Source organism: Undibacterium sp. KW1 (assembly GCF_009937955.1).
Classification (GTDB): domain Bacteria; phylum Pseudomonadota; class Gammaproteobacteria; order Burkholderiales; family Burkholderiaceae_D; genus Undibacterium.
The window spans coordinates 161,850-184,476 of sequence record NZ_AP018439.1 but is presented as its reverse complement, the minus strand read 5'-3'; the positions used below and the strand labels follow the sequence as shown (position 1 = coordinate 184,476).

The following is a 22,627-nucleotide window of genomic DNA, read 5'->3' as shown; positions in this document are numbered from 1 at the left end:
TGCGTGTCATGTGGTCGGTTCACATGCTAAGGAGTACAAGCTTTCAGTTGCCTTTCTATGCCAGGCTCACTTATCAAACCGGCATCATACTGTTGTGAAATTGCATCCTTGTGGGCACGCCAAGTCCCTCATACACCATAGACAGAAATTTTCTGTTTTTCCAGAACTCATTTCACGCCCGTTTTTTCAGGCTTCACACCAGATTCCTGCCACTGATCTCATACCGGTGGTGACTTGCGCGACCAGCCCTTAATCTGACATTGCCGTACCGAACAACACTCAAACAAACAAGCACACAGCTTATTAACTTACTGAATAATTTACTGGAGTCCATCATGAAAAACCTCTTTACTACAACTACCATCAAAACCGTTTTGCTTGCCGCTGGCATCGCCACTCTTGCCAGCAATGCCATGGCTTTCTCGGAAACTGAATTCAAAACTGCCGTCAAACAACTGGTCAGTACACCGGCCATCAGCCAGGAACAATATGTCGCCAATGCTGTGACTGCATGGTTGAATCAGGACTACATCAATTCACTGGCCCAGGCTGAAATAGATGCCAGCAGAACAGCTAACCAGCAAGCAGCAAATACCTTCAGCAATTTGCTCAAACAAGAACCAGGCAATCCTTTGCTGATGTCTTATGCCGGTGCAGCAACTGCCAAGTCTTCACTCGACAAATTCGCCAAAGGCGAAAAAACCATGGCACTGGAAGATGGCACAGCGATGGTAGAACAGGCTTTGCAACTGGCGGAAAATAGCCCCGCCATGCATGGCAGCGTGCCTGTGGCACTGGAAGTGCGCTTCGTCGCTGCCAGCACTTATCTGGCCGTTCCAAAAATAATGAACCGTCACGACAAGGGTGAGCAATTGCTGAAAGATGTTATCGATGCGCAGCAGTTTGCCCAGACTGATGTGAATTTCCGTGGTGCGGTGTGGATGCGTGCGGCGACTCTGGCAGCAGAGAAAAACCGTGCAGATGAAGCAAAAAAATACTTGAACGAAATAGTCAAAAACAATGCGCCGCAAGCGCAGAAAGCTGCGCAGTTATTGCAAACATTGTCCTGATTTTTTGACGTGTATTACTGTGTAGCGGCCAGCCGATATGACTGACATGGCAGACCGCTACACCATGAGTGTCTATTTCTTGATTTTGACTGGACGCTGCCAGCCATCAATCGTGATCTGCTTTGCGCGTGAGACGGTGAGCTTGCCTTCCGGTGCATCCTTGGTCAGGGTCGTGCCTGCGCCCAAAGTCGCGCCCTTGCCTACCCGCACTGGTGCCACCAGTTGTGTATCACTGCCGATGAAAGCATCATCCTCAATGATGGTGCGAGACTTGTTCACGCCGTCATAATTGCAGGTAATCGTACCGGCACCTATATTGACGCGGCTCCCTATGGTGGCGTCACCAATATAAGCCAGGTGATTGGCCTTGCTGTGTGCAGCGATCTGGCTATTTTTTACTTCAACAAAATTACCGATGTGCACATCCTCTGCCAGCTCGGCACCAGGGCGCAGGCGGGCATAAGGGCCTATCTGTGATTTGGCACCGACTACTGCATCTTCAATATGGCAGAAGGCCTTGATGCTGCTGCCTGCTGCAATGCGCGCATTATTGATGACGCAGTTCGGGCCTATCGTGACGCCATCTCCGAGTTGCACGTCACCGATAAAGACGCAGCCTACATCAATGGACACATCACGCCCGCATTGCAGGTTACCACGTACATCGATGCGTGCCGGGTCATACAGCCCCACGCCTTGTTCCAGTAATTTGAGAGCGATATTTTTTTGATGTGTGCGCTCCAGCTCGGCCAGTTGTACCTTGCTGTTGACGCCCAAGGTTTCCCAGACAGCATCGGGCTGGGCCGAGACAACTTCCACACCATCAGCTACTGCCTGGGCGACGATGTCGGTCAGATAATATTCACCCTGGGCATTCTTGTTGGATAAATTACCCAGCCATTTTTGCAGGTGAGCAGTTGGTATGGACATGATGCCGGTATTGGTTTCAGTGATCTGGCGCTCAGTCTCATTCGCATCTTTTTGTTCGACGATGCGCTTGATGATGCCGTCTTCCCTGACAATACGGCCCAAACCTGTAGGATCAGCCATGTCCACGGTCAGGATACCGAGCTTGTCTTTACCGGCTACCGCAATCAGGCGGGCCAGGCTGGCTGGCGTTGTCAGTGGCACATCGCCATACAAGACCAGGGTAGCTTGATTGATATCCAGCACAGGCAAAGCCTGGGCAACAGCGTGGCCGGTACCCAGCTGTGGTTCTTGCAGCGCAAAGCGCAAATCTTCAGCGGCAACGGTTGTTGGTACTTGTTCACCGCCATGGCCATAGATCACGCAGATAGTGCTGGCCTGCAGTTGTCGCGCCGTGGCGATCACATGGTTCAGTAAAGGCTTGCCTGCCAGCGTGTGCAATACTTTGGGCAAAGAAGATTGCATGCGTTTGCCCATGCCAGCTGCAAGAATGACGACGTTCATAATGAAGAAAATAAGTTGATATCCCTAAAAGTTTATCACGCACTGCCTGGGTGGACTTTGGAATAAAGTTATCAAAATGCCTATCACGCTGTCAGGCGGAAACAAAAATGTACAATTCCCACTGCTTTTTCGACACGACTCCATGTACAATTGAGAATAATTATCATTTAGAATGAACAAGAATAAATTCATGCAAGCCAGTACGGACAATTTATCGCAACAACAAAGCCGGGCTTTCTGGTTGCGCCATTTGCATCAATGGCACTGGATCAGTTCTGCACTGTGCCTGATAGCGATGATCCTGTTTGCGGCGACAGGCATCACCCTGAATCATTCTGCACAGATAGAAGCGCATCCTGTCGTCAGCAAGAAAGAAGGCAAGCTGCCATTTGCCTTGTTGTCGCAGTTGAACGCTTTGAAAAATACCGATGACGCCGCCATCCCCAGCGATGTCAGTGAATGGCTGGCACAAGACATGGGAGTAAAACTGGGTGACCAGGCACCGGAATGGTCACCGGAAGAAGTCTATATAGGCTTGCCCCGACCCGGTGGCGATGCCTGGTTGCGCATAGAACTGGACAATGGGGAAGTGGAATATGAGCTGACCAGCCGTGGCTGGATCGCCTATTTCAATGACCTGCACAAAGGCCGCAATACCGGCGCAGCATGGAACTGGTTTATCGATGCCTTTGCGGTGGTCTGCCTGATTTTTTGTGTGACCGGCCTGTTCCTGTTGAAGATGCATGCAGGCAAACGCCCGAGCACCTGGCCGGTGGTGGTGTTTGGACTTGTGCTGCCTCTGATACTTGCCCTGATGTTTATCCACTAGTGGACTGTTACAGTGAAATCGAGAGTGAAAGACATGTGCCCGGCGCATCAGGGCAAGATGCAAAACACAGCGATAGCGGGGCTATCGCGAGTATTTGCAACGCAGCCATGATCGTCGCGCACATGGCAGGCACTCCGATTTTCACTGTTACAGTTCACTAGTTATTTAAAACCGTTCATTCTTTGTTCTTACTTTGTTCTCAATAAGGTTGTCTATCCATGCGTAAATTGCTCCCGTTTGCCATCACCAGTCTGCTGGGTGCCCCGGCTATAAATGCCGTCGCGGCTGACCTGACTTTGAAAGTCGAAGTGCCACGTTTGAATGTGGCTGAATATCACAAGCCCTATGTCGCGATCTGGCTGGAAAAACCAGACCAGACATTTGCTGGCAACCTGTCGGTCTGGTATGACTTGAAAAAGCGCGACAATGAAGGTACGAAATGGTTGAAGGATTTGCGTCAGTGGTGGCGCCGTAGTGGCCGTGAATTACAAATGCCGGTCGAAGGCGTCAGTGGAGCTACCCGTACTACCGGTGAGCAAACCCTGAGTTTTGCCGGTGACAAGGGTATATTGGCGAAACTGCCAGCAGGTGACTACCAGCTTATCGTTGAAGCTGCGCGTGAGGGCGGTGGCCGTGAAGTGGTTAAAGTTCCGTTCCAGTGGCAAGCCAAAGGCGAGCAAAACCTCAAAGCCCAGGGTAGCCATGAGCTGGGAACTATTGCTGTGACGATCAAATAAGACTAGCTCAAGGATAATCATGAAAAATTTTAAAAAAATCGCTCTGTTCTCTGCACTGGCTTGCGCAGCATTCACGGCGCAGGCGCACCGCGCCTTCCTGGTGCCATCCTCAACTGTGGTGGCTGGCAATACCCCATGGGTGACCGTCGATGCAGCTGCTGCTACCGATGTGTTTGTGTTTGATCACAATGCGCTAAAGCTTGATAATCTGTTTATCACAGCACCAGACGGCACTGCGCTGAAACCGGAAAATGCCAATACCGGCAAATACCGCAGCAGTTTCGATGTCAAGCTCAGCCAGATTGGCAGCTATAAAATTGGTTTGTTGAATGAAGGCCTATTCGCCAGTTACAAAGAAGAAGGCAAGGTCAAGCGCTGGCGCGGTACGGCAGAAACTTTTGCCAAAGAAGTGCCAGCCAATGCAGAAGAACTGCAAGTCACACAACGCAGTGGTCGCGTTGAAACCTTCGTCACCAATGGCAAACCCGGCGGTAAAGCGATGGAAATCACTGGCAGCGGCCTGGAATTGAGTGGCGCCACTCACCCGAATGATCTGGTCGCCGGTGAAACAGCACAATTCCGCCTGACCCTGGATGGCAAACCGGCAGCCAAGGTCAGTGTCACCCTGATAGCTGGTGGCGTACGTTACCGCCAGAAGCTCGATGAAAAAACTTTTGTGACAGATAATGATGGCAAATTCAGCGTGACCTGGGCAAATGCAGGCATGTACTGGATGGAAGCAGAAATCAAGGACGACAAGCAAGTCAAGGCTCCGGCCAAATCCAGGGTAGCCAGCTATGTAGCCACACTGGAAGTCTTGCCTCAATAATCATTATCAATACTTAGCAACAAATACTGAGCAATATGCGTCGTGTTTTTATACCGCTGGATGTGGCGGAACCACAAGTACCGCCCGCCCATGCGATCAGCCATACACTCAGTGGGCTGAGCATGGGCACCAGCTGGACTGTGCAGCTACTCTGCCTGCCAGCCCACGATGTGCACGAATTGCAGGCGGGTATAGAAGCGGAGCTGAACCAGGTTGTCATGCAGATGAGTACCTGGGACCCATCCTCACATTTATGCGAGTTCAACCGCGCAGCGGCCAATAGCTGGCAATCTTTGCCAGCTGAATTTTTCAAGCTGGTCGATTACAGTTTGTACCTGTCCCGGCAAACAGGTGGGGCTTATGATATCACCGCAGGCAAGCTGGTTGATTTGTGGGGCTTTGGCCCTGCGGGCAAACGCGAAGACGCCCCCTCACGAACCGAGATCGACCTTGCCCTGAGCTGCGGCAACTGGAAATCACTGGAACTGGATCATCTGAACCAGCGCATACGCCAGACTGGCACAGGCACCAGCAGCGTCGCGCTGGACTTATCCTCAATTGCCAAAGGCTTTGCGCTGGACCAGATTGCCCGCTATCTTGATGCGAATAAAATCAGCAGTTACCTGATAGAGCTCGGTGGAGAGTTACGCGGACTGGGCATGAAAAAAGACCAGGCGCCGTGGTGGGTCAGAATAGAGAGCCCTGCAGAAAATACAAAAAAACTGGACAAGGAATATCTGGTCGCCCTGCATGGCCTGTCGATTGCGACTTCTGGCGATTACCGTCAGTATTTTGAACAGGATGGCCGCCGCTATGCGCATACGCTTGATCCGCGCACGGGTTATCCGGCAGACAATGATCTGGCCTCGGTCACGGTCTTGCACCCTGAATGCATGGTGGCAGACGCGATGGCTACTGCGCTGACGGTGCTGGGTTGCGCTGCCGGTCTGGACTATGCCGAACAACATCAGATCGCGGCCCTGTTCCTGCAAAGAACCGCGTCTGGTTTTGAAGAAAAAATGAGCAGGGCCTTGCGTGCCATGCTGGATTAATCGCGTATGCGCCTGCCCTCTTTAAGCTGGATGAAGCGTATCAGCCTGGCCCTGACATTCCTGTGTCTGGTCAGCTTTTTTATTCCTTCTCCTGCACAAAAACAATACAGCACTGCACTGGTCGCTATCAGCTATCTGAGTTTTTGCCTGCAGACCCTGCGCAGGCATAAAGATGAACTGGCCACGCAGCATCATGGATTTAGTACTGAACTGAATCAGGCGCATGCACAAAACATCCTGATCGCGTATGCAAGCCAGACTGGTTTTGCAGAACAGATTGCCGTCAAAACTGCACAGCATCTGCAGGATGCCGGTATGAGTGTTGCAGTCAGCAGCCTGGCTGCCATCAAAACTGAGACTTTAAACAAGACCAGCCGCATCTTATTCATACTCAGCACTACCGGTGAAGGTGATGCGCCTGACAATGCAGCGGCCTTTACCCGTCTGACCATGAGTCAGAAAATCGATTTATCGCATTTGCATTTCGCTGTACTGGCGCTCGGTGACAGGCATTATCAGCAATTCTGCGCTTTTGCGCACAGGGTAGATCTGTGGCTCAAGCACCAGCACGCACATAGCCTGTTTGACATGATAGAAGTTGATAATGGAGATGAAGCAGCCTTGCGGCACTGGCAGCACTATCTGGGTCTGCTCAGCGGCCATACAGAAATGGCAGACTGGAGCAAACCGGCTTATCAGGAATGGATATTGACCGAGAGAGAATTGCTCAATCCTGGCAGCCTCGGCGGGCCTGCTTACCGCATCGCCTGTATCCCGGCACAAAACACCAACGGCAGTGAACATATCTGGCAAGCCGGTGACATCGCAGAAATTGGCCCTGACTATCCACCCCAGACAGCGAATGACAATACCACTGATGAGCGCCCTGTCCTGCCGCATCGTGACTATTCGATTTCCTCCCTGCCTGCCGATGGCAAACTGGAACTGCTGGTGCGGCAAATGCACCGCCCCGATGGCAGTCTGGGTATAGGTTCGGGCTGGCTGACCGCCCATGCAGAAATCGGACAAAGCATCAAATTGCGCATACGTGAAAACCGTAACTTCCACATGCCATCACAAGACCATCCCCTGATACTGATAGGTAACGGTACCGGACTGGCAGGCTTGCGTGCGCATATCAAGGCGCGTGCTACCCGTGGTCATTTACGCAACTGGTTGTTTTTTGGTGAAAGAAACGTGGCGCATGATTTTTTCCACCGACAGGAAATACAGGACTGGCAAGCCTGTGGTGTGCTTAACAAACTGAACCTGTGCTTTTCCCGCGACCAGACTGAGCGTCGCTACGTACAGCATGCCTTGCAAGAACAACAGGCAGACATAGCGGCATGGGTAGAACAGGGCGCAGCCATTCTGGTGTGCGGCAGCCTGCAAGGCATGGCAGAAGAAGTGCACCAGACCTTGAGTAATATGCTGGGTCTGGATAAACTGGAGCAGATGGCTGAGGCGGGATTGTACAAACGGGATGTCTATTAAGGACTGGGAAGGACTGGGCTCACTTGTTTCTTCAGACTGCCCATGCCAGAAATTGAACCATCCATGCCCGCGTTCAATTTTGCAACACTTGTTGCAATTCCCTACATGAAATACATGTCTTTCTACATACACGTTGTTGTACGATAGCAGTTGGTCCTTTTTGTTAATATATTTATCAAGTACATCCTGACAAGGCAGCAATTATCAACTGGCCCACAGGAAAGTGCGCTTCTATCTACAAGGCTCACCCATCATGGCAGACGTCACCCCCTTACTAAATACCGGCAGCAGCAAAAACCGCGTTGATATCGTCTTCGTTGCTGAAGGTTATACGGCTGCCGAGCGCGCCAAGTTTTTGGCAGATGCGCAAAAATTCCTCGACAATATGCTGGGTGATTCGAATGCCAAACTGAATGCGCCATTCTCGCCATACAAGAACCTGTTCAATGCGAGCGCCATTTTTGTCGCCTCTGCGCAATCAGGTACGGACCAGCCCAACCAGAATATCAGCGTCAATACCTATTTTGATGCGAGCCAACATCTCAGTGACGGGCGTTTGCTGTATGGTGACATTTCCAAGGTAACGTCTTATGTCAACAGCGCAGTCGCCAGTGATGCGCACGAACTCGTTGTCGTACTGGTCAATACAGCATTATATGGCGGTGCTGGCGGTTCCATCGCCTGGGCATCTGCCGGGAATATTTCGTCTGCCGAAGTCGTACTGCATGAAATAGGCCACAGCTTTGCTGGCTTGCAGGACGAATATGTCGATACCGCAAATGCCAGCAACTACCCTCTGACCGATCCCGGCTTCCTGGCCAGCCCGCACGTGACCGATTCACTGAGCCGCATACCATGGTCTGCCTGGCTGGGTTTTCAGGACGGTGATCTTGGCGTGGTAGGTACTTATCAGGGTGGCTATTACCGCAGCACTGGTATCTGGCGTGCAACCCAGGATTCAAAAATGAATCACCTGGGCGTGGCCTTCAGCGCGCCTGAAAAAGAAGCCTTTGCCCTCAAATATTATGCCGCCATTGGCGATTACCTCGATCTGTATTCCAGCATACCCGGCATTTACCAACCATCAGTACCAGATGCGAATTTGCTGGCTTATACCTGGAAGATAGCTGGCAACACGGTCAATACCACAGATAAGCTCTACTTTGATGCCTATGGTTCCGGTGCCTATAAGGCTGGTGCCAGCCTGAGCCTGACGACCATAGACAATACCGGCTACATACGCAAGAACCTGAACACCACGCAGCAAACAGAAACCACCACGCTGGATAAGACCATCATCAATGTCAGCGGTGCCAGCAGTAGCCTGAATGCCAATAACACTATTTACCAGTTTGATGGCAGCAATAATACGATAGGCCTGAGTGCACCTCAGTCTGTGCGCTATGACTACATTGATGGCGGAGCGGGCACCGATACCCTGGTCATCGGTGCCAAACTCGGTACAGGTGGCGGCAGTTATTTTGTCTGGGAAATCGGCAACAACACCATGTTGCTGGGTAACCAGAATGCGGCTTACTGGGCTGCCCACAATGTAGAAAAAATCCAGTTCACTGACTATATCGTCAACACCACCGTGTATGACAATGCGCATACCATCAAGACAACAGAATTGAAGGCGCTGGAAGAATTGTATGTCGCCTACTTCAACCGCGTACCTGATGCGGATGGCCTCGACTACTGGATCAACCAATTCAAGGGAGGCATGAGCTTCAAACAGATAGGCGATGCCTTCTTCCTGGCGGCTGCACAATACCCGGCACAGACCGGTTACAGCGCCAGCCTCAGCAATACTGATTTTATCAATATCATTTACAAGAATGCCATGGGCAGGGCAGACGGCGCAGATGCGGCGGGCCTCAAATACTGGCTCAATGAACTCGATACCGGCATACAGAGCCGTGGCTCGATGGTCAGTGCCGTACTCGCCGGTGCACGCGCATTCACAGGAGACGCGACCTGGGGCTGGGTCGTCAATTTGCTCGATAATAAAATCAAAGTCGCCAATCAGTTCGCCGTAGAATGGGGCTTGAATTTCCTGACGCCTGAGGCATCCATCACGAATGGCATCGCGATTGCGTCTGCTGTGACAGCCACTGATATTTCTGCGGCGATTACACTCGTAGGCATTTACGATGGGCAGATACAATTTGCCTGATCAGCACCTTGCATTTGGCCAGACACATCTGGCCTTTTAGCGCGATAACAAAGCCACCTCAAGGGTGGCTTTGTTATTTGACGATACCGGCATGTATCGCAGTCTGGCCATCACTCCAGAATACTTTCTGGACTATGGAATTGATCAGCCATTGCCCACTGGATTTACTCAAGCCAAATTGATACAGGCAATGCGTATGCAGGGTCTGGCCGTCTTTATTCTTGCGAAAAATAATGCTAGAGACTTTTGCGTTTGCAGCAGCATCGTTCAATTCAATTTCAGTATTGCCGCTCAGATGATGGGTCTGCAAGTCTTGCAGGGCGATGCGGCGTAATTCTGCATAGCGCTGATTGCTCATCTGCTCTGGTGGGGTACCGCGTAAATCTGAGTAATCCGTATATATCGTATCGCTGAGGCAGTTGCACAGTGCATCCCAGTCCTTGAGGTCAAAGCTGTTGGCAAACCTTGCCAGCAGGTTTTGTATGGCATGCAAATCAGCGTTCATCACAGACTATTTCAAGATAGAAGAAACGACACCGACCAGTTCCCAGCCCAGGATAAGATGCTGGTCTGCATCCAGGTGCACGCCATCATATTCGCTGCATGTCACGACACTGCCTGCATCAAAGAAATGGCAGCCTGCAGCGGCTGCTACTTCTTTATAAGCTTCGGCCAGACCTTCGCACTTTTCTTCGCAACCGACAAACTTGGGCGCTATCATGCCCTTGGGGTCATACGGCATGGGTGGTGCGACGATGAGTATGGGCGGGATTTGCATACCCGGCTCTACCGGTGCCTGGCGTATGGTATTGATGATGACGGCCAGGCCCTGCGCAGACAACCAGGCATTATTCTGATGCATGGACTGGAAATCATTCACACCGAGCATGACGACTACCAGCGACAAGGGGGTCAGGGTCTCTATGCGTTGCGCCAGACCTTGCGAGCCATTGCGACCTGGCTTGAACGGGTCTTCCCAGACAGTGCGGCGGCCATTCAGGCAATCTTCGACCACACGCACATGCTTGTCGGCGCTATTCAAAGCTATCTCAAGCACACCAGGCCAGCGCTCTTCAAAATTCAGGCGCTTGCGTGTTGTCGGGATCAAGCCCCAGGACATGGAATCGCCATAGACCAGTATGTGCCGCATGCATTGCTCCCTATCAGACTTACTTCAATCCTGGATCAGACTTGGATCAGACCTTTTTGAGGTAACAGGCTTTCAACATGAAATTGCCTGCATCCATTTTACAATCGACTTCATGGTCGCCGCTGACCAGACGTATGCTTTTGACCTTGCTGCCCATCTTCAGGGTAGTAGATGAGCCTTTGACTTTAAGGTCCTTGATGAGGACGACAGCATCGCCATCTGCCAGCACGTTACCGTTGGCATCCCTGACTATGCGATCATCACTGTCGTCAGCAACAGCGGCAGCCTGCATAGGCCATTCATGTGCGCAATCGGCACAAATGTAATTATCGCCGTCAGGATAGGTGTTTTCCATGGAGCAGACTGGGCAAGCTGGGAATTGAGACATGCTGGACTTTCTTGATGCAAAAAGAAAGACAGTATAGCCGACCACATGCCTGAAACTGGCAATACCCGAGTAGCTTAGTCAGCAGGCCCTGTGTCATTGACAGTTGCGACCAGGGGGATTTGCATGATGAAACTGGTACCTGCCCCCTCTTCACTTTCTATGCGCATGTCACCTCCCAGCAGGCTGGTGACGATGTTATAGACGATATTCATGCCCAGCCCGGTACCGCCCTGCCCCAGCTTGGTAGTGAAGAAGGGATCAAATACGCGGCCCAGGTTTTCTGCAGGTATGCCGACACCATTATCGTCAAAACGCAGTTCTACCCTGTCCTGCCCGAGCATGGTGGCACTGATACAGATCTGGCCATCAGGCTTGCCTTCAAAGGCATGCAGGATGGCATTGTCAATCAGGTTACAGATCACCTGGTCCAGTGGGCCTGGGAAGCTGTCTAGCTCTATATGCTCAGGGATATCCACACTGATCTGCAGACCCGCCTGGCGTATCTTGGCCATCATGGTGGCAATCACATCATGGCAAACCTTGTTGAGCTGAAAACGGCGGCGCTTGGAACTGGCCTGATCTACTGCCACTTGCTTGAAACTGGCCACCAGGTCAGCCGCATTGTTCAAGCCATGTTCGATGAGCTCACTGGCATGTTGCGCGGTCTGGAGATAGGCTGTGAGGTCAGAGCGACGGATATTGCCATCACTTATTTTCTGGGCGAACTCCCGGGTTCTCGCACGCAGGGTACTGGCAGTCAGCAGGCTGTTACCGATAGGTGTATTAAGTTCATGTGCAACACTGGCTACCAGTGCCCCCATGGCAGCCAGTTTCTCACTGCGCATCAGATCATCCTGGGTATGGCGCAGTTCGGTCGTGCGCTCTGTGATATTCTGTTCCAGCAGCGCATTGGCTTTCGACAAGGCGGTCTGTACTTTTTTGAGTTCAGTAATATCGGTATAAGTGGTGACAAAGCCCTGCAGCTTGCCGTTTTCATGAATGGGCCTGCCTTGCACCAGATGGGTGTGGGCATTTGGCCTTACGCGCTCAAACTGGTGGGCCTGAAACTGTCTTGCCAGGCTCAGGCGGGTATTGATGAGTTCTTCTATATCACCTTCACCATACTCACCACGCGTCGCCATGATGCGCAATAAATCTTCAAATGGCACGCCCTCGTAGATCGCATCAGGATGATAGTCAAGCACGTCGAGGAAGCCCTGGTTCCATAAATACAGTTTCAGTTGTTCATCAAACACGCTCAGGCCCTGAGGCATGTGTTCCAGCACTGCCTTGAGGAATAATGACTGTTTGTGGAATTCGATTTCTATACGGCGTTTGGCTGTCACGTCGAGACAAGTCGTAACTACGCCCCCACCATCTACCGGGACACCACGCACTTCAATGATGCTGCCATCAGAACGTATACGCTCATAGAAATAGGGCTTGTCACTTTGTATGATGGCCATGAGCTTGGCCAGCTTATCTTCATCGCTGGCACTGCTGAATTCACCATATTCCCCGCGCCTGATATTGGCCTCGAATATCTCGCTGACTAGCGGCTGCCTGCCCTCGAACAGCGCGGCGGGCAAATCCAGCATGCGCAATAATTCTTCATTCCAGGCGACGAACCTGAGATTTTCATCAATCAGGGAGACGCCGCCGGGAAAATTTTCAAGTAAAACGCGCAGCTTTTCATTTTTCTTGCGCGCCTTCAGCTCGGCCTGCTTGCGTTCAGAAATATCACGTACCGCAGCAATAATGCATCGCCTGCCATGGTCTTCAAGAAGGTTTAAAGCTACTTCAGAAGTGAATAAATTACCATCAGCCCGGCGTGAAGCCCATTCAAAGCGCTGGGGCTGCCCCGCCAGGGTAAGCTCGATGTAACGGTTGGCGGCAACCAGGGAATCCTGGCCGTCAAATTGTGTGGCAGCAGATAAATCCACAGGCGCACTGGAAAGTAATTGCTCTCTTGAAAAGCCAAACATTTTCTCGGCACTGGGATTGCAGTCAATGAAAACACCACCTTCCATGACCAGCAACGCATCCAAAGCTTGCTCTACCATGGCGCGGTATAGAGCAATTCTGGATAATTCCACTTGGCCTGGCATAGGCGTCCCTGACTGATTTGAAAACAGTACCAACAGTGTTTTTAGGAAATACGGCGCATATTCGAGTATTCATCAAACCCGCTCAGACTACAAGCTGCAAATCCTGCGGGCAACAGAATAACAGCTTCTGCCACAACCGTGCTATCCGGCAACATGCACCGTGATATATGCGCGATCCTACATAGTCAAACAAATTGAAGCAAGTAATAAGAACCGTCTTCTCCTGTTCCTGCCTCCAGTTCACGCCAACCCAGGTGACGGTAAAATGCCATGGCAGCATGATTGCTTGCTACACATTTGAGTTGCCATGGACATGCCAGTTGCGTCTGCAAATGCTGCAATAAAGCCCGCTCTGCTCCCCGGCCCTGTGCCAAGGGATGCACATATAAATGGTGGATATAGGAATGGTCTTCCTGCACCGCCAGCAAAGCCTGCACCTGATCGCTGCTATCTACCGCGACCCAGATGGTTTCACCGCAGGAAACCGCCACAAAATCGGGAATCGTCTCAGACGGGCGGATTTGCCATGTCGCTTCGATGATGCAGAGCCGGTAGATTTCCTGCAATGCGGCAGCATCTTTTTCGCTGGCAAGCCGTATTGCAATCAAGGCTTACCCACAGCCTGGCGGCTTAAAAATACCGTCAACGTATCTTTTGGCGGTTGTTTGCCAATCTGGAACAAGATGCGGCCCACTGCCCCCGGTGATAATTACCATGAGTCGCTACGTGCAATAACATCTCGCCACGTGACATGCAGCCAGGGGTGCCATCGACAAAGCTAAAGCGTATGTCGTCTGCAAACCTGGTTTCATGCTGTGCTGCGACATAGTCTATATACCAGCGGTCAACATGCTGCACACCATGCTGCAAATCAGCCAGTGTGGGTGTTTCTTTGGTGTTCAAGGCGGTAAAGCCATGCTGCTCGCTTTGCAGATTGGCGATGAAAATCTGATCTACTACGTAGATGTGATTGAGTATTCTTATTGCATCATGCAGCTCGCGCGCATGTTCGCCTGGCGATAAAGTTCCCATGAGCTGATACAAGTCGGTATTAGCCCAGGCTTTGTATTCAAACAAATTCAGTAAAAGTTTTTTGGTATGCATATGATTCCGGTGAGACATGCTCGTTCATGCAACGCTATGTGAACGCTCAGTGACCTGTAAATGAACGATATGTGCCACCAAATGACAGCACACAGATTGCAGCTATTTTAGCTATTAATGTATTTATATGCTGGACGTCGTCACCGGAAGCAGGCAAAAGAAAATGCCTGTCGTCTGGACAGGCATTGATCATAAAGCTTAGGGTTAAAATAGCTAGAGCAGCTTATTTCGTCGCTTCCGTCGAAGCAGTCAGCAAATGCAGGGGGCGCACTTCTTGCGATTTTGTTTTTACCTCATTGATGGAAATTGTTCTGCCATCGAGGAACACTTGATAAGTCGAAGCAGAACCACCTGAATTTTGCCTTAGCGACATACGTGTCTTGCCATTGAGCTGATAATCCACACCCGAACCGCCATGTACTGCGCGGTACTTGATGGTCTTGCCGTCGATACCGGCATTGAATGCCGCGGCGCCCTTCATCTTCAGCAAAATATCATACAAACCATCTGGATTTCTGCCAGCAAATTGTGCCATTTCCACTTCCACATCCTCACCTTCGAGGTATTTACCGTAAGGATTCACGACGATGGTCTCAGCCATGGCAAACCCCGCCATGGCGAATAAAAAAGACGCAGCAATCAATGGCTTTGGTAGTTTCAATTTTATTTACCTTTGGATGTAAGTGGCTTATAGACAGGCAATCAGCGATTCATAGCAATGCATAGCAATACATACGCTGAAATTGGAGTCTGACAATCTTACATAAATAAAATCAAAACTTGGATATAGGTAGAAATATTTACAAAATTTACATTTTTTACAAACTCATCCTGCGTAAGCTTTGTCCAGGTCGGCAATGATGATTTTCTTCATCTGGAACATGGCCATCATGACTCTTTGCGCCTTGGCAGGATCGGCATCATTGAGATAATTGATCAATGCCCTCGGCACGACCTGCCAGGAAATGCCATATTTGTCGGTGAGCCAGGCGCACTGGCTTTCTTTGCCACCACCCGCCAATAATTTGGCCCAGTAATAATCGACTTCTTCCTGCGACTCGCAATCGATGACAAAAGAAATTGCCGGAGTAAAGCTGTAATGCGGGCCACCATTGAGTGCCACAAATTCCTGCCCGGCCATGGTGAACTTGATGGTCAGCACTGTCCCCTTGGGCAGGGGTGCGCCTTCACCATAATGGGCTATGCTGAGAATTTTTGCATCTTTGAAGATGTCGAGGTAAAACTGTACGGCTTCTTCAGCCTGATGATCAAACCAGAGGAAAGGGGTGATTTTTTGCATGATGCTGCCTCCGCTTAAAAAGGGGATGAAGCGCACAAGCTACCGCCAAAACTCATTCCAGCATAAACATCTATTGATCAATTCCAGCATAAACATCTATTGATCAATGATAACCAGGGTTCCCTTGCTTCCTGCTGCCACGGCATGCGGAGTATGTGCAGGCACCAGATACAGCTCACCCGCTTTGACGGCGACAATCTCGCCGTGGATATCGAGATTCATTTGCCCATCCAGCACCAGCAGAGCTTCTGTGAAGTCATGGGTTTCGTCAGGATAATCGCATTCATCCATACGCAAGACCTTGACTTGCGCACCGCCGACCTTGCCCAGGATAGTAGAACGCCAGGCGCTTGGCAAAGATGCCGCCTCTGAAATCAAATTTTTATGCAACATCTGTCTGCAAACCTTTCAATGACTGTCTTTTAAAGCCGGGTCCCAGTGCTCTGCAATTTTTCCGTTTTCTATGCGGAACATGTCAAACCAGGTTGTCGTGTATTTCTTGCTGGCATCTTTGGTATCTGGCACAGTACTGACAAAGCTCAAAATCACTTTATCTCCCTCTGCAGTAATCGCTACCAGCGGTGCCTTGACCCTGGCCTGTATGTCCTTGGGTTTGACGAATTTGCTGAACAGCTCGACAAATGCCGCACGCCCGCTCCCCACTCCGGGGTTGTGCTGCATATAGGATTCGGCCAGATACTTGTCTGCCAGCTCCATGTGACCGCCCTCAAACACCTCACGCCAAAAGTCATACACCAGCCGCTTATTCGCAGCCAGCCGCGTATCCGCACTGGACAACATGGCTTCATGATCAGGATTGGCCTGCACAGGCAATTGCGCATGAGCAAGTAATGGCAGGCCAAGACAGGCAATCAAAGCAAGACGACGAAAAGAAATCAACATGAATTACTCCCATAGGAAAAACAAACACTTCTTACCAGCCTGCTGCGAAGTGCCTCGCAATAGTATTACTTGCCCGCATCACCCTTCGCAGGCTTGGCAGCAGCCCCACCCGTTTGGACCTCAACAATCGTCCTTTGTTCATCTGCCTTCTGCTGCATCAACTGCGCCGCCTCTTTCGCCTTATCCAGCTGCGCTTTCTGCTCGGAAAGAAAATTAGCCGAAGCACTGGGCTCGACCTTGGGTTCTGGTGGTTTGTTACAGGCAGCGAGAATAGAGACGCAAGTTAAAAAGAGGATGGTACGCATGAAATACTCCTGAAAGCCGCAGACCGCAGCCATGACCAGATTAAATGTAGATGGGTATTCTAGCAATAAATAGCTCGCTGCAAAAAAAACAAAAAAAAGCCCGAAGAGTTCTCGGGCTTCTATGAGTCGCATGTTTTATTTGTTGTTGATAATATTTGGCTCTCGCTGGTAAACATTATTGCGGCTGCCACAAAATCGATAAATCACCGTCAACAAAACCAACACCCACAGCTCGACTAGCTAACAAGACTTTAGCTGCCGCCTCATGCTTGAGATAAGTGCTGACAAGGATTTCAATCCTGGATAAACAGGTTTCCCATTCGGAACCTGAAAAAGACAACGGTATATCAATTGCCCTGGTTTCTGGTTGCCAAATGACACCGTTTTCAAATTTGGTGTATGAACCTAACCATTCAATCCCAATTCCGTAGGCGTCCTCTTCCTGCAACGACGCGGCGCGCCGACCGAGGGTACTAAGACGGTCGGCCCAGGAAAATCGACGTCGCATTTGGGCCACGCTGGGAAACGTATACCACAGGGGCTTCATCGACAAACGAAGGTATTGACAAAAAATCGGCGTATCATTTATCGATAATATGGACTTGACTGATGATCGTAACATGATCGCATAAGGATGGAGATTAACTATTTATCAGTCCATCTGTTGTCAGTATTAAATGATTCTAGAGGATTGGGCGCGTGCTTTCGCGCACTACAATTTCAGCAGCAAACACAATCTGATCAGTGTCAAGTTGAGGCAACTCTCCTATTTTTCTAAGCAAAATATCTATGGCAGATAGCGCCATACCATAGATTGGAGAATGCACGCTAGTTAACGGCGGAATGCAATAGTCGTCATATTGCATGTTGTCATAGCCTACTACGCTCACTTCAGAAGGAATTTTTATTCCCAAATCATGTAGGCCCTTTAAAGCGCCCAGAGCCATGCGATCACTAGCAAAAATTAAAGCGTCAGGCCTCAATTTCTTCGAACAAAGTTGCTGCGCTATAGAATGCCCGCTAGCAAATGACCAATCTCCCGATAGCATCCATTTGCTTTCAACCTTTAAACCAATTTTTTGCATAGCATCTCTATAACCGCTAATACGTTCATTGACGTCTTGGTTCGTCTTGCCGTTACGTGCTCCAGAAATAAAGGCAATTCGTTTGCAACCTCCAGCATGAAGATGGTTAACAATTTTTTTTGTCACTTCGTAGTTGGACTGAGTCACATTCGGGAAGGATGGGTCATGCGTTCCGAAGACAATAAAAGGTATGCCATCTTTTTGCAGTTGAAGTAAAACGGGATGGGACGTATTCTCCACGATTGCGATCATCGCATCTATCCGCCCGGAATTAAACATTTCTCGAATCTCGGCCAACATTGAAGCATCGTCGCCTGATTGATGACGCTGCAGTAATGTATAACCCTTTGAATCCGCTACTCTACTGAGCATTTGAACCACGCTATTCCAATACGTATCTTGAATCTGGAAAGTCCGGTCATCGTAAGAAGCGCGCTCACAAAAAAAAATGCAGCCCAAAGTCTTGGTACGGATTTGCCGCATAGAGCGTGCAGCCATACTTGGCACAAAATTTACAGACTGAATAACTTCCTGCACCCGCCTTAAGGTTTTTTCAGCCACTTTTTCTGGGTGATTAATTACAAGCGAGACTGTTTGAAAACTCACACCCGCTAATTGAGCAACATCTTTGATGGTGAGTCGATCGGTTCTTTTTACCATAGTCGTTGAATAGAATTAGTTGAAGGATTCTGTTTCATAAAGAGCATGTTGTCCATAGCAACTTGACGAAATCAGATTACTATAAAGTCTCATGCTTCATCAAAATTCATTAGCAAGTCATATTTTGGTAACAATTCGCCTTTACACTCCTGCAAATTAGAACGTTCTAATTTTTATTTTTTAAGGAATTATTTGCCAAGAAATGTGGGCTTTATTTTACCCAAACACTTGTTTCGCAATTTCTCCGCTATCTCTAGCGACAAACATTCTCTATATTTTTAAATGCAAGGAACATGATGACGCGCTTTTCCTCCTCTACAGAACAAATCTACGCGACAAGTTACCGCCTGAAACCAATAGCGCTTGCAATACTTCTATTGACGAACATCGCCGTGCACGCAGAGAACCAGAATGAAGCGAGCCAGGGCAATAATGCAGATAGTCGTACTGAAACAGCCACGGACGCGAATATCAGCACCGTGAGCATTACTGGCATAAGATCTTCAATTAAAAGAAACATTGCGGCCAAACGTGACTCAGTGCTGACAATAGATACAACCGCTTCAGATGACATTGGCAAGTTACCCGATTTCAATGTAGGTGACGCCTTAAAAAGGGTCACCGGCGTAAATACATTGTTATACCAGGGAGAACCACGGTTTGCTATTGTCCGCGGACTCAATGCTAACTACAACGCGACACAGATAGACGGATTCAGTCTGGCGAGTGCGGATGTTGGCGGTCGACAGATGCTAATGGAGCTCTTTCCTTCGAATTTTGTAAACAGAATAGATGTGACCAAAAGTTTCATAGCCGAGGCAGATGGTGCGGCCATCGGAGGCGTAGTGAACATGCTGACGGCGAGCGGGCTGAGCTATCCCGAGAATACATTCAACTTCTCGGCAAAATTGGGGGCGAATTTGATGAGCTCACAATACGGGGGTAAGACACCAGTAGGTGAAGCGCAAGCGGTTTGGGCAAAGAGATTAGGATCCTCGAACGATCTTGGTCTGCTAATAACGGGAAGTTATTGGAGCAGAGATATCAATGTCCCACAAATAGAACATGGAGGGGCACTGAATTGGTATAACAATGCCGGAGCTCTGAGTTCTACACCGTACTCGGGGAACGGGGTAGCCGTACCAACGGAACGGCGCTGGTACAACTATGACAATAGCCGTAGCCGCATTGGCCTTACAGCCCGCATAGATTGGGAGCCAGAAGGGGCTTTGAGCGGACATGTTAGTACCTATTTCTTTAAACAAAAAGAAACATCCAATCGCAATATGCAGCTTGCAACTGTGAATGGAAATTCTGTTGTGTTAAACCAAACTCCAACCAACGGTACGCTCAGTTCTGTTAATCAAATTGTAGAGCTTGGCCAATTGCAATTCGATAGAGCATTATTTGGAATAAACGGGGAGCTCAAATACGAGATATCTCCTCTACTAGTGGCAGATGTTCGTGGAAGTCTCTCGCGTTCAACGGTCAATAATCCGCAAACCTGGGATCGCTTTCAACAAACCAATCAGAGCTACAACTACGATTGGAGCAATCCATTGGTTAGCTTCAGTCCGGTCAATGTGGCAAACGCCAGCGATGCATCGAAATACGCGCTCGTCTACCATCGCAACGAAAACATGTCAGACTACGCAGAGAATGTGTACGACGCGCAATCAAACTTGCGCTTCAATATGGGAGAAGCGAGTAGAGGCTGGGGTTTTGCTACTGGTGTGCGCGCGGTTTCTACAGATTCTAATACTGCACTAATACGTACGACGTTCGCGGGAATGCCTTATAACCTTTCTAATGTAGTCAGTGGAGCGAGCAATTGTGGATTGAACTGTAATTCGCCATTGATCATAATCGATCAAAATAAGGCTGGAACTTTGTTTAGCCAGTATCAAGGTGGTGCTACTGCTACTGTCGATACTGCCGGGCAGTATGGTGGAACCTATGGTATCCGCGAAGATGTCACGGCAGCTTATATACAAGGTCAATATAGAACAGACCGATTTATGCTGGCTGGTGGGTTGCGATTTGAGCACACTGATTTTCGCTCGACGGGATTTCAATCTGTCGGCGGTGTGTTTTCCCCAACAAGTTCTGAACAATCCTACCAAAATTTGCTGCCCTCGCTGACAGGCAATTTTGAAACTTCCACAACTAGCAAGTTCCGCCTGGGATTATCTCAAACAATAGGCCGTCCACGCTTTGACCAAATTGCGACGCATGGCGGTGCACTTGTCAGCAATGGTTCTACTTACACCCTCTCTCAAGGTAATCCAGACCTGAAACCTAGACGATCTAATAATTTTGATCTTGGGCACGAGTGGTATTTGGATGGAGAACGCGGAATTTTCTCAGTCGCAGCGTTTTATAAAGAAATACGCGATGAAATTTTTACCTATGGCCAAGTCCAGACAATTTCTATTAACGGGACATCAACTCCTGTGCTGGTAACAAAGGCGCGAAACGCAACAAGTGTTGCAAACCTGGCTGGTATAGAAATAGGTTTCTCCAAAGATCTCGATTTTCTGTCACCTTCTTTGAGTGGTTTTGGTGTTAGCGCAAATGCGACCTTCAGCCGTGCAAGCTTTCCGGTAACCTTGAGTGATGGTACGAATCGTGCATTGAATGTCTTGCCGCAGCAGCCAAAGGAAATTTGGAACATTGCTATTTTCTACGAAAAAGGTGGGGTGCATGCGAAGCTGGCATGGAATCATCTTGGCAAACTTTGGGATGATCGATTCCCGAATTTCACACCCACAGGCTTCTATGCTAATCGCTATCAGCAAGCAACCAATAGCATCGATCTGCAAACTAGCTATGACGTTAACAAAAAATTGTCTTTGTCACTGAATGTCCTGAATATCACTGGTAACGGTATTCAAGATAACTATGGTAATTCACAGGAATATGTGCAGTCGGCCATCAAATATGCACCAACTGTGCTTTTTGGACTGAATTATAAAATGTAAACCTGAGTTCAACGCAATCCCCAGATACATAGAAAAGAACATTAAGTGAATATATGAAATCAATGACACGCAGAAAATTTTTAGGAGCGACTGGCTCCATAGCGCTTGGCTTGCAATCTGCTCCTGGCCTAGCGAATATGTCGGATAGCCCCACAAATGATTCGCAAGCCGGAATGCCAAAGGATGTTAACCGAAAATTTAACGCCGATGGCTCGGTCAGATCATTTGCCGGAAATACCTTTGTTGGGCATATTGAACAGCAAGGTGCCGGATTTCAAGGATTCGACACTTTATTGAATGTCTACAGAGAAGTGCCGAAGTATTCCTTTAAAGAAAAAATTGCCTTACTGCCGCCGTCAAGCTACCACATAACCGTTTTTGTTGGTGTCAATGACGAAGACCGCAACACACCCAGATGGCGCGATGGTCTCGATAGAGCAACACCTATTAACAAAATTACTAGCGAGACTACCAAATTATTAAAGAGTCGGAAAAAGACGCACTACGCACCATTTGAATTTATTCTAGATGATATCCCCCTTTAAAAATAGAAGGAACTATCCATATCCCACTAAGGCCAGCCAATCATACAACCGAGCAGCGTTTGCGATTAATGAGAAATGAGTTATCGGAAATAACTGGGATTCGTGATCAAGATCATGAGCGTTACAAGTACCATATCACCTTAGGATATATTCACCGCTACTTATCTGCAACCGAAGCAGAGCAATTGCAAAAATTAACTAAGGACTGCATGCAAAAAGTGGCAGAGTTAAGGCGCAATATTCAAATACCATCGGTGGAGTTTTGCAGATTCAACGATATGTTTGCGTTTGAAGTATTGCACCGACTATAAACTGGATGTGACATAGCAAAACTGCGCTTAGTCACTGGTTGCGCTCAAAATGACAAATTGAGCGCATTGCCTATAGTATTTAGGCTTGGGAAAACGATTTGAGGAAATACAGCAGTGAGAACCAAGCTTGCCTTCCCGTATTTTTTTTCCTCGCTATTCATAGGCTTTT

23 protein-coding genes are annotated in these 22,627 nt (G+C 49.2%); 9 read left to right on the top strand and 14 right to left on the bottom strand.

Going from position 1 to position 22,627, the window contains the following annotated elements:
- Positions 1–335: 335 nt before the first annotated feature.
- On the top strand, positions 336–1,070 hold the full coding sequence (locus UNDKW_RS00850) for a hypothetical protein (RefSeq protein ID WP_162057199.1): 735 nt from the start codon (positions 336–338) through the stop codon (positions 1,068–1,070).
- Positions 1,071–1,142: 72 nt separating this feature from the next.
- Here UNDKW_RS00850 and glmU read toward each other — a convergent pair whose 3' ends face one another.
- Positions 1,143–2,501: a bifunctional UDP-N-acetylglucosamine diphosphorylase/glucosamine-1-phosphate N-acetyltransferase GlmU gene (glmU, locus tag UNDKW_RS00845; RefSeq protein WP_162057198.1), complete on the bottom strand. Its 1,359-nt coding sequence runs from the start codon at positions 2,499–2,501 to the stop codon at positions 1,143–1,145.
- 172 nt (positions 2,502–2,673) lie between these two features.
- Here glmU and UNDKW_RS00840 point away from each other — a divergent pair, with 172 nt between their 5' ends.
- The 6 genes from UNDKW_RS00840 to UNDKW_RS00815 all read left to right on the top strand — a co-directional run bounded on the left by UNDKW_RS00840 (position 2,674) and on the right by UNDKW_RS00815 (position 9,618).
- Positions 2,674–3,330: a PepSY-associated TM helix domain-containing protein gene (locus tag UNDKW_RS00840; protein ID WP_232063188.1), complete on the top strand. Its 657-nt coding sequence runs from the start codon at positions 2,674–2,676 to the stop codon at positions 3,328–3,330.
- A 218-nt stretch (positions 3,331–3,548) separates the two neighbouring features.
- Complete coding sequence (locus tag UNDKW_RS00835) at positions 3,549–4,067, top strand: DUF2271 domain-containing protein (RefSeq protein WP_162057197.1); 519 nt, start codon at positions 3,549–3,551, stop codon at positions 4,065–4,067.
- Positions 4,068–4,086: 19 nt separating this feature from the next.
- Entirely contained in the window at positions 4,087–4,896 is an 810-nt protein-coding gene (locus UNDKW_RS00830; protein WP_162057196.1) for a DUF4198 domain-containing protein, read from the top strand.
- Between the two features lie 35 nt (positions 4,897–4,931).
- Complete coding sequence (locus UNDKW_RS00825; protein ID WP_162057195.1) at positions 4,932–5,948, top strand: FAD:protein FMN transferase; 1,017 nt, start codon at positions 4,932–4,934, stop codon at positions 5,946–5,948.
- An 81-nt stretch (positions 5,949–6,029) separates the two neighbouring features.
- Entirely contained in the window at positions 6,030–7,442 is a 1,413-nt protein-coding gene (locus tag UNDKW_RS00820; protein ID WP_370529155.1) for a sulfite reductase subunit alpha, read from the top strand.
- Positions 7,443–7,695: 253 nt separating this feature from the next.
- Positions 7,696–9,618, top strand: a complete 1,923-nt coding sequence (locus UNDKW_RS00815) for a M64 family metallopeptidase (protein WP_162057194.1) — start codon at positions 7,696–7,698, stop codon at positions 9,616–9,618.
- 73 nt (positions 9,619–9,691) lie between these two features.
- Here the strand turns inward: UNDKW_RS00815 and UNDKW_RS00810 are convergent, their stop codons facing one another.
- From UNDKW_RS00810 to UNDKW_RS00750, 13 genes are all read right to left on the bottom strand, one after another.
- The gene (locus UNDKW_RS00810; RefSeq protein ID WP_162057193.1) at positions 9,692–10,123 is read right to left on the bottom strand and encodes a nuclear transport factor 2 family protein; all 432 of its coding nucleotides are present in this window, start codon (positions 10,121–10,123) and stop codon (positions 9,692–9,694) included.
- Positions 10,124–10,129: 6 nt separating this feature from the next.
- Complete coding sequence (locus UNDKW_RS00805; protein ID WP_162057192.1) at positions 10,130–10,768, bottom strand: SGNH/GDSL hydrolase family protein; 639 nt, start codon at positions 10,766–10,768, stop codon at positions 10,130–10,132.
- Between the two features lie 46 nt (positions 10,769–10,814).
- Positions 10,815–11,156, bottom strand: coding sequence for a zinc ribbon domain-containing protein YjdM (locus tag UNDKW_RS00800; RefSeq protein ID WP_162057191.1), 342 nt, complete (start codon positions 11,154–11,156; stop codon positions 10,815–10,817).
- A gap of 74 nt (positions 11,157–11,230) precedes the next feature.
- A complete protein-coding gene (locus UNDKW_RS00795) occupies positions 11,231–13,264 on the bottom strand; it encodes a PAS-domain containing protein (RefSeq protein ID WP_162057190.1) in 2,034 nt (677 codons plus the stop codon).
- A gap of 185 nt (positions 13,265–13,449) precedes the next feature.
- Positions 13,450–13,872: a GNAT family N-acetyltransferase gene (locus UNDKW_RS00790; protein ID WP_162057189.1), complete on the bottom strand. Its 423-nt coding sequence runs from the start codon at positions 13,870–13,872 to the stop codon at positions 13,450–13,452.
- A gap of 34 nt (positions 13,873–13,906) precedes the next feature.
- On the bottom strand, positions 13,907–14,368 hold the full coding sequence (locus UNDKW_RS00785) for a DinB family protein (RefSeq protein WP_197893063.1): 462 nt from the start codon (positions 14,366–14,368) through the stop codon (positions 13,907–13,909).
- Between the two features lie 223 nt (positions 14,369–14,591).
- Positions 14,592–15,029 (bottom strand): hypothetical protein, encoded by a 438-nt coding sequence (locus tag UNDKW_RS00780; protein ID WP_162057188.1) that lies wholly within the window; start codon positions 15,027–15,029, stop codon positions 14,592–14,594.
- A gap of 165 nt (positions 15,030–15,194) precedes the next feature.
- A complete protein-coding gene (locus UNDKW_RS00775) occupies positions 15,195–15,668 on the bottom strand; it encodes a VOC family protein (protein ID WP_162057187.1) in 474 nt (157 codons plus the stop codon).
- A gap of 96 nt (positions 15,669–15,764) precedes the next feature.
- Positions 15,765–16,061 carry a cupin domain-containing protein gene (locus tag UNDKW_RS00770; RefSeq protein ID WP_162057186.1) on the bottom strand — a complete coding sequence of 99 codons (297 nt, stop codon included), beginning with the start codon at positions 16,059–16,061 and terminating at the stop codon, positions 15,765–15,767.
- A 15-nt stretch (positions 16,062–16,076) separates the two neighbouring features.
- Positions 16,077–16,571 (bottom strand): nuclear transport factor 2 family protein, encoded by a 495-nt coding sequence (locus UNDKW_RS00765; protein ID WP_162057185.1) that lies wholly within the window; start codon positions 16,569–16,571, stop codon positions 16,077–16,079.
- Positions 16,572–16,636: 65 nt separating this feature from the next.
- A complete protein-coding gene (locus UNDKW_RS00760; RefSeq protein WP_162057184.1) occupies positions 16,637–17,008 on the bottom strand; it encodes a hypothetical protein in 372 nt (123 codons plus the stop codon).
- Positions 17,009–17,051: 43 nt separating this feature from the next.
- A complete protein-coding gene (locus UNDKW_RS00755) occupies positions 17,052–17,423 on the bottom strand; it encodes a hypothetical protein (RefSeq protein ID WP_232063186.1) in 372 nt (123 codons plus the stop codon).
- Between the two features lie 136 nt (positions 17,424–17,559).
- Entirely contained in the window at positions 17,560–18,621 is a 1,062-nt protein-coding gene (locus UNDKW_RS00750; RefSeq protein ID WP_162057182.1) for a LacI family DNA-binding transcriptional regulator, read from the bottom strand.
- Positions 18,622–18,917: 296 nt separating this feature from the next.
- Here UNDKW_RS00750 and UNDKW_RS00745 point away from each other — a divergent pair, with 296 nt between their 5' ends.
- Together UNDKW_RS00745 and UNDKW_RS00740 are read left to right on the top strand one after the other, a co-directional pair.
- Complete coding sequence (locus tag UNDKW_RS00745) at positions 18,918–21,602, top strand: TonB-dependent receptor (RefSeq protein WP_162057181.1); 2,685 nt, start codon at positions 18,918–18,920, stop codon at positions 21,600–21,602.
- A 53-nt stretch (positions 21,603–21,655) separates the two neighbouring features.
- The gene (locus UNDKW_RS00740) at positions 21,656–22,147 is read left to right on the top strand and encodes a DUF1868 domain-containing protein (protein WP_162057180.1); all 492 of its coding nucleotides are present in this window, start codon (positions 21,656–21,658) and stop codon (positions 22,145–22,147) included.
- Positions 22,148–22,627 lie beyond the last annotated feature (480 nt).

Bases quoted from the DNA above. Each gene is read 5' to 3' on its own strand.
- UNDKW_RS00850 (WP_162057199.1), top strand. From the start codon at position 336: ATGAAAAACCTCTTTACTACAACTACCATCAAAACCGTTTTGCTTGCC.
- glmU (WP_162057198.1), bottom strand. From the start codon at position 2,501: ATGAACGTCGTCATTCTTGCAGCTGGCATGGGCAAACGCATGCAATCT.
- UNDKW_RS00840 (WP_232063188.1), top strand. From the start codon at position 2,674: ATGAACAAGAATAAATTCATGCAAGCCAGTACGGACAATTTATCGCAA.
- UNDKW_RS00835 (WP_162057197.1), top strand. From the start codon at position 3,549: ATGCGTAAATTGCTCCCGTTTGCCATCACCAGTCTGCTGGGTGCCCCG.
- UNDKW_RS00830 (WP_162057196.1), top strand. From the start codon at position 4,087: ATGAAAAATTTTAAAAAAATCGCTCTGTTCTCTGCACTGGCTTGCGCA.
- UNDKW_RS00825 (WP_162057195.1), top strand. From the start codon at position 4,932: ATGCGTCGTGTTTTTATACCGCTGGATGTGGCGGAACCACAAGTACCG.
- UNDKW_RS00815 (WP_162057194.1), top strand. From the start codon at position 7,696: ATGGCAGACGTCACCCCCTTACTAAATACCGGCAGCAGCAAAAACCGC.
- UNDKW_RS00810 (WP_162057193.1), bottom strand. From the start codon at position 10,123: ATGAACGCTGATTTGCATGCCATACAAAACCTGCTGGCAAGGTTTGCC.
- UNDKW_RS00805 (WP_162057192.1), bottom strand. From the start codon at position 10,768: ATGCGGCACATACTGGTCTATGGCGATTCCATGTCCTGGGGCTTGATC.
- UNDKW_RS00800 (WP_162057191.1), bottom strand. From the start codon at position 11,156: ATGTCTCAATTCCCAGCTTGCCCAGTCTGCTCCATGGAAAACACCTAT.
- UNDKW_RS00795 (WP_162057190.1), bottom strand. From the start codon at position 13,264: ATGCCAGGCCAAGTGGAATTATCCAGAATTGCTCTATACCGCGCCATG.
- UNDKW_RS00785 (WP_197893063.1), bottom strand. From the start codon at position 14,368: ATGCATACCAAAAAACTTTTACTGAATTTGTTTGAATACAAAGCCTGG.
- UNDKW_RS00775 (WP_162057187.1), bottom strand. From the start codon at position 15,668: ATGCAAAAAATCACCCCTTTCCTCTGGTTTGATCATCAGGCTGAAGAA.
- UNDKW_RS00770 (WP_162057186.1), bottom strand. From the start codon at position 16,061: ATGTTGCATAAAAATTTGATTTCAGAGGCGGCATCTTTGCCAAGCGCC.
- UNDKW_RS00765 (WP_162057185.1), bottom strand. From the start codon at position 16,571: ATGTTGATTTCTTTTCGTCGTCTTGCTTTGATTGCCTGTCTTGGCCTG.
- UNDKW_RS00760 (WP_162057184.1), bottom strand. From the start codon at position 17,008: ATGCGACTCATAGAAGCCCGAGAACTCTTCGGGCTTTTTTTTGTTTTT.
- UNDKW_RS00755 (WP_232063186.1), bottom strand. From the start codon at position 17,423: ATGAAGCCCCTGTGGTATACGTTTCCCAGCGTGGCCCAAATGCGACGT.
- UNDKW_RS00750 (WP_162057182.1), bottom strand. From the start codon at position 18,621: ATGGTAAAAAGAACCGATCGACTCACCATCAAAGATGTTGCTCAATTA.
- UNDKW_RS00745 (WP_162057181.1), top strand. From the start codon at position 18,918: ATGACGCGCTTTTCCTCCTCTACAGAACAAATCTACGCGACAAGTTAC.
- UNDKW_RS00740 (WP_162057180.1), top strand. From the start codon at position 21,656: ATGAAATCAATGACACGCAGAAAATTTTTAGGAGCGACTGGCTCCATA.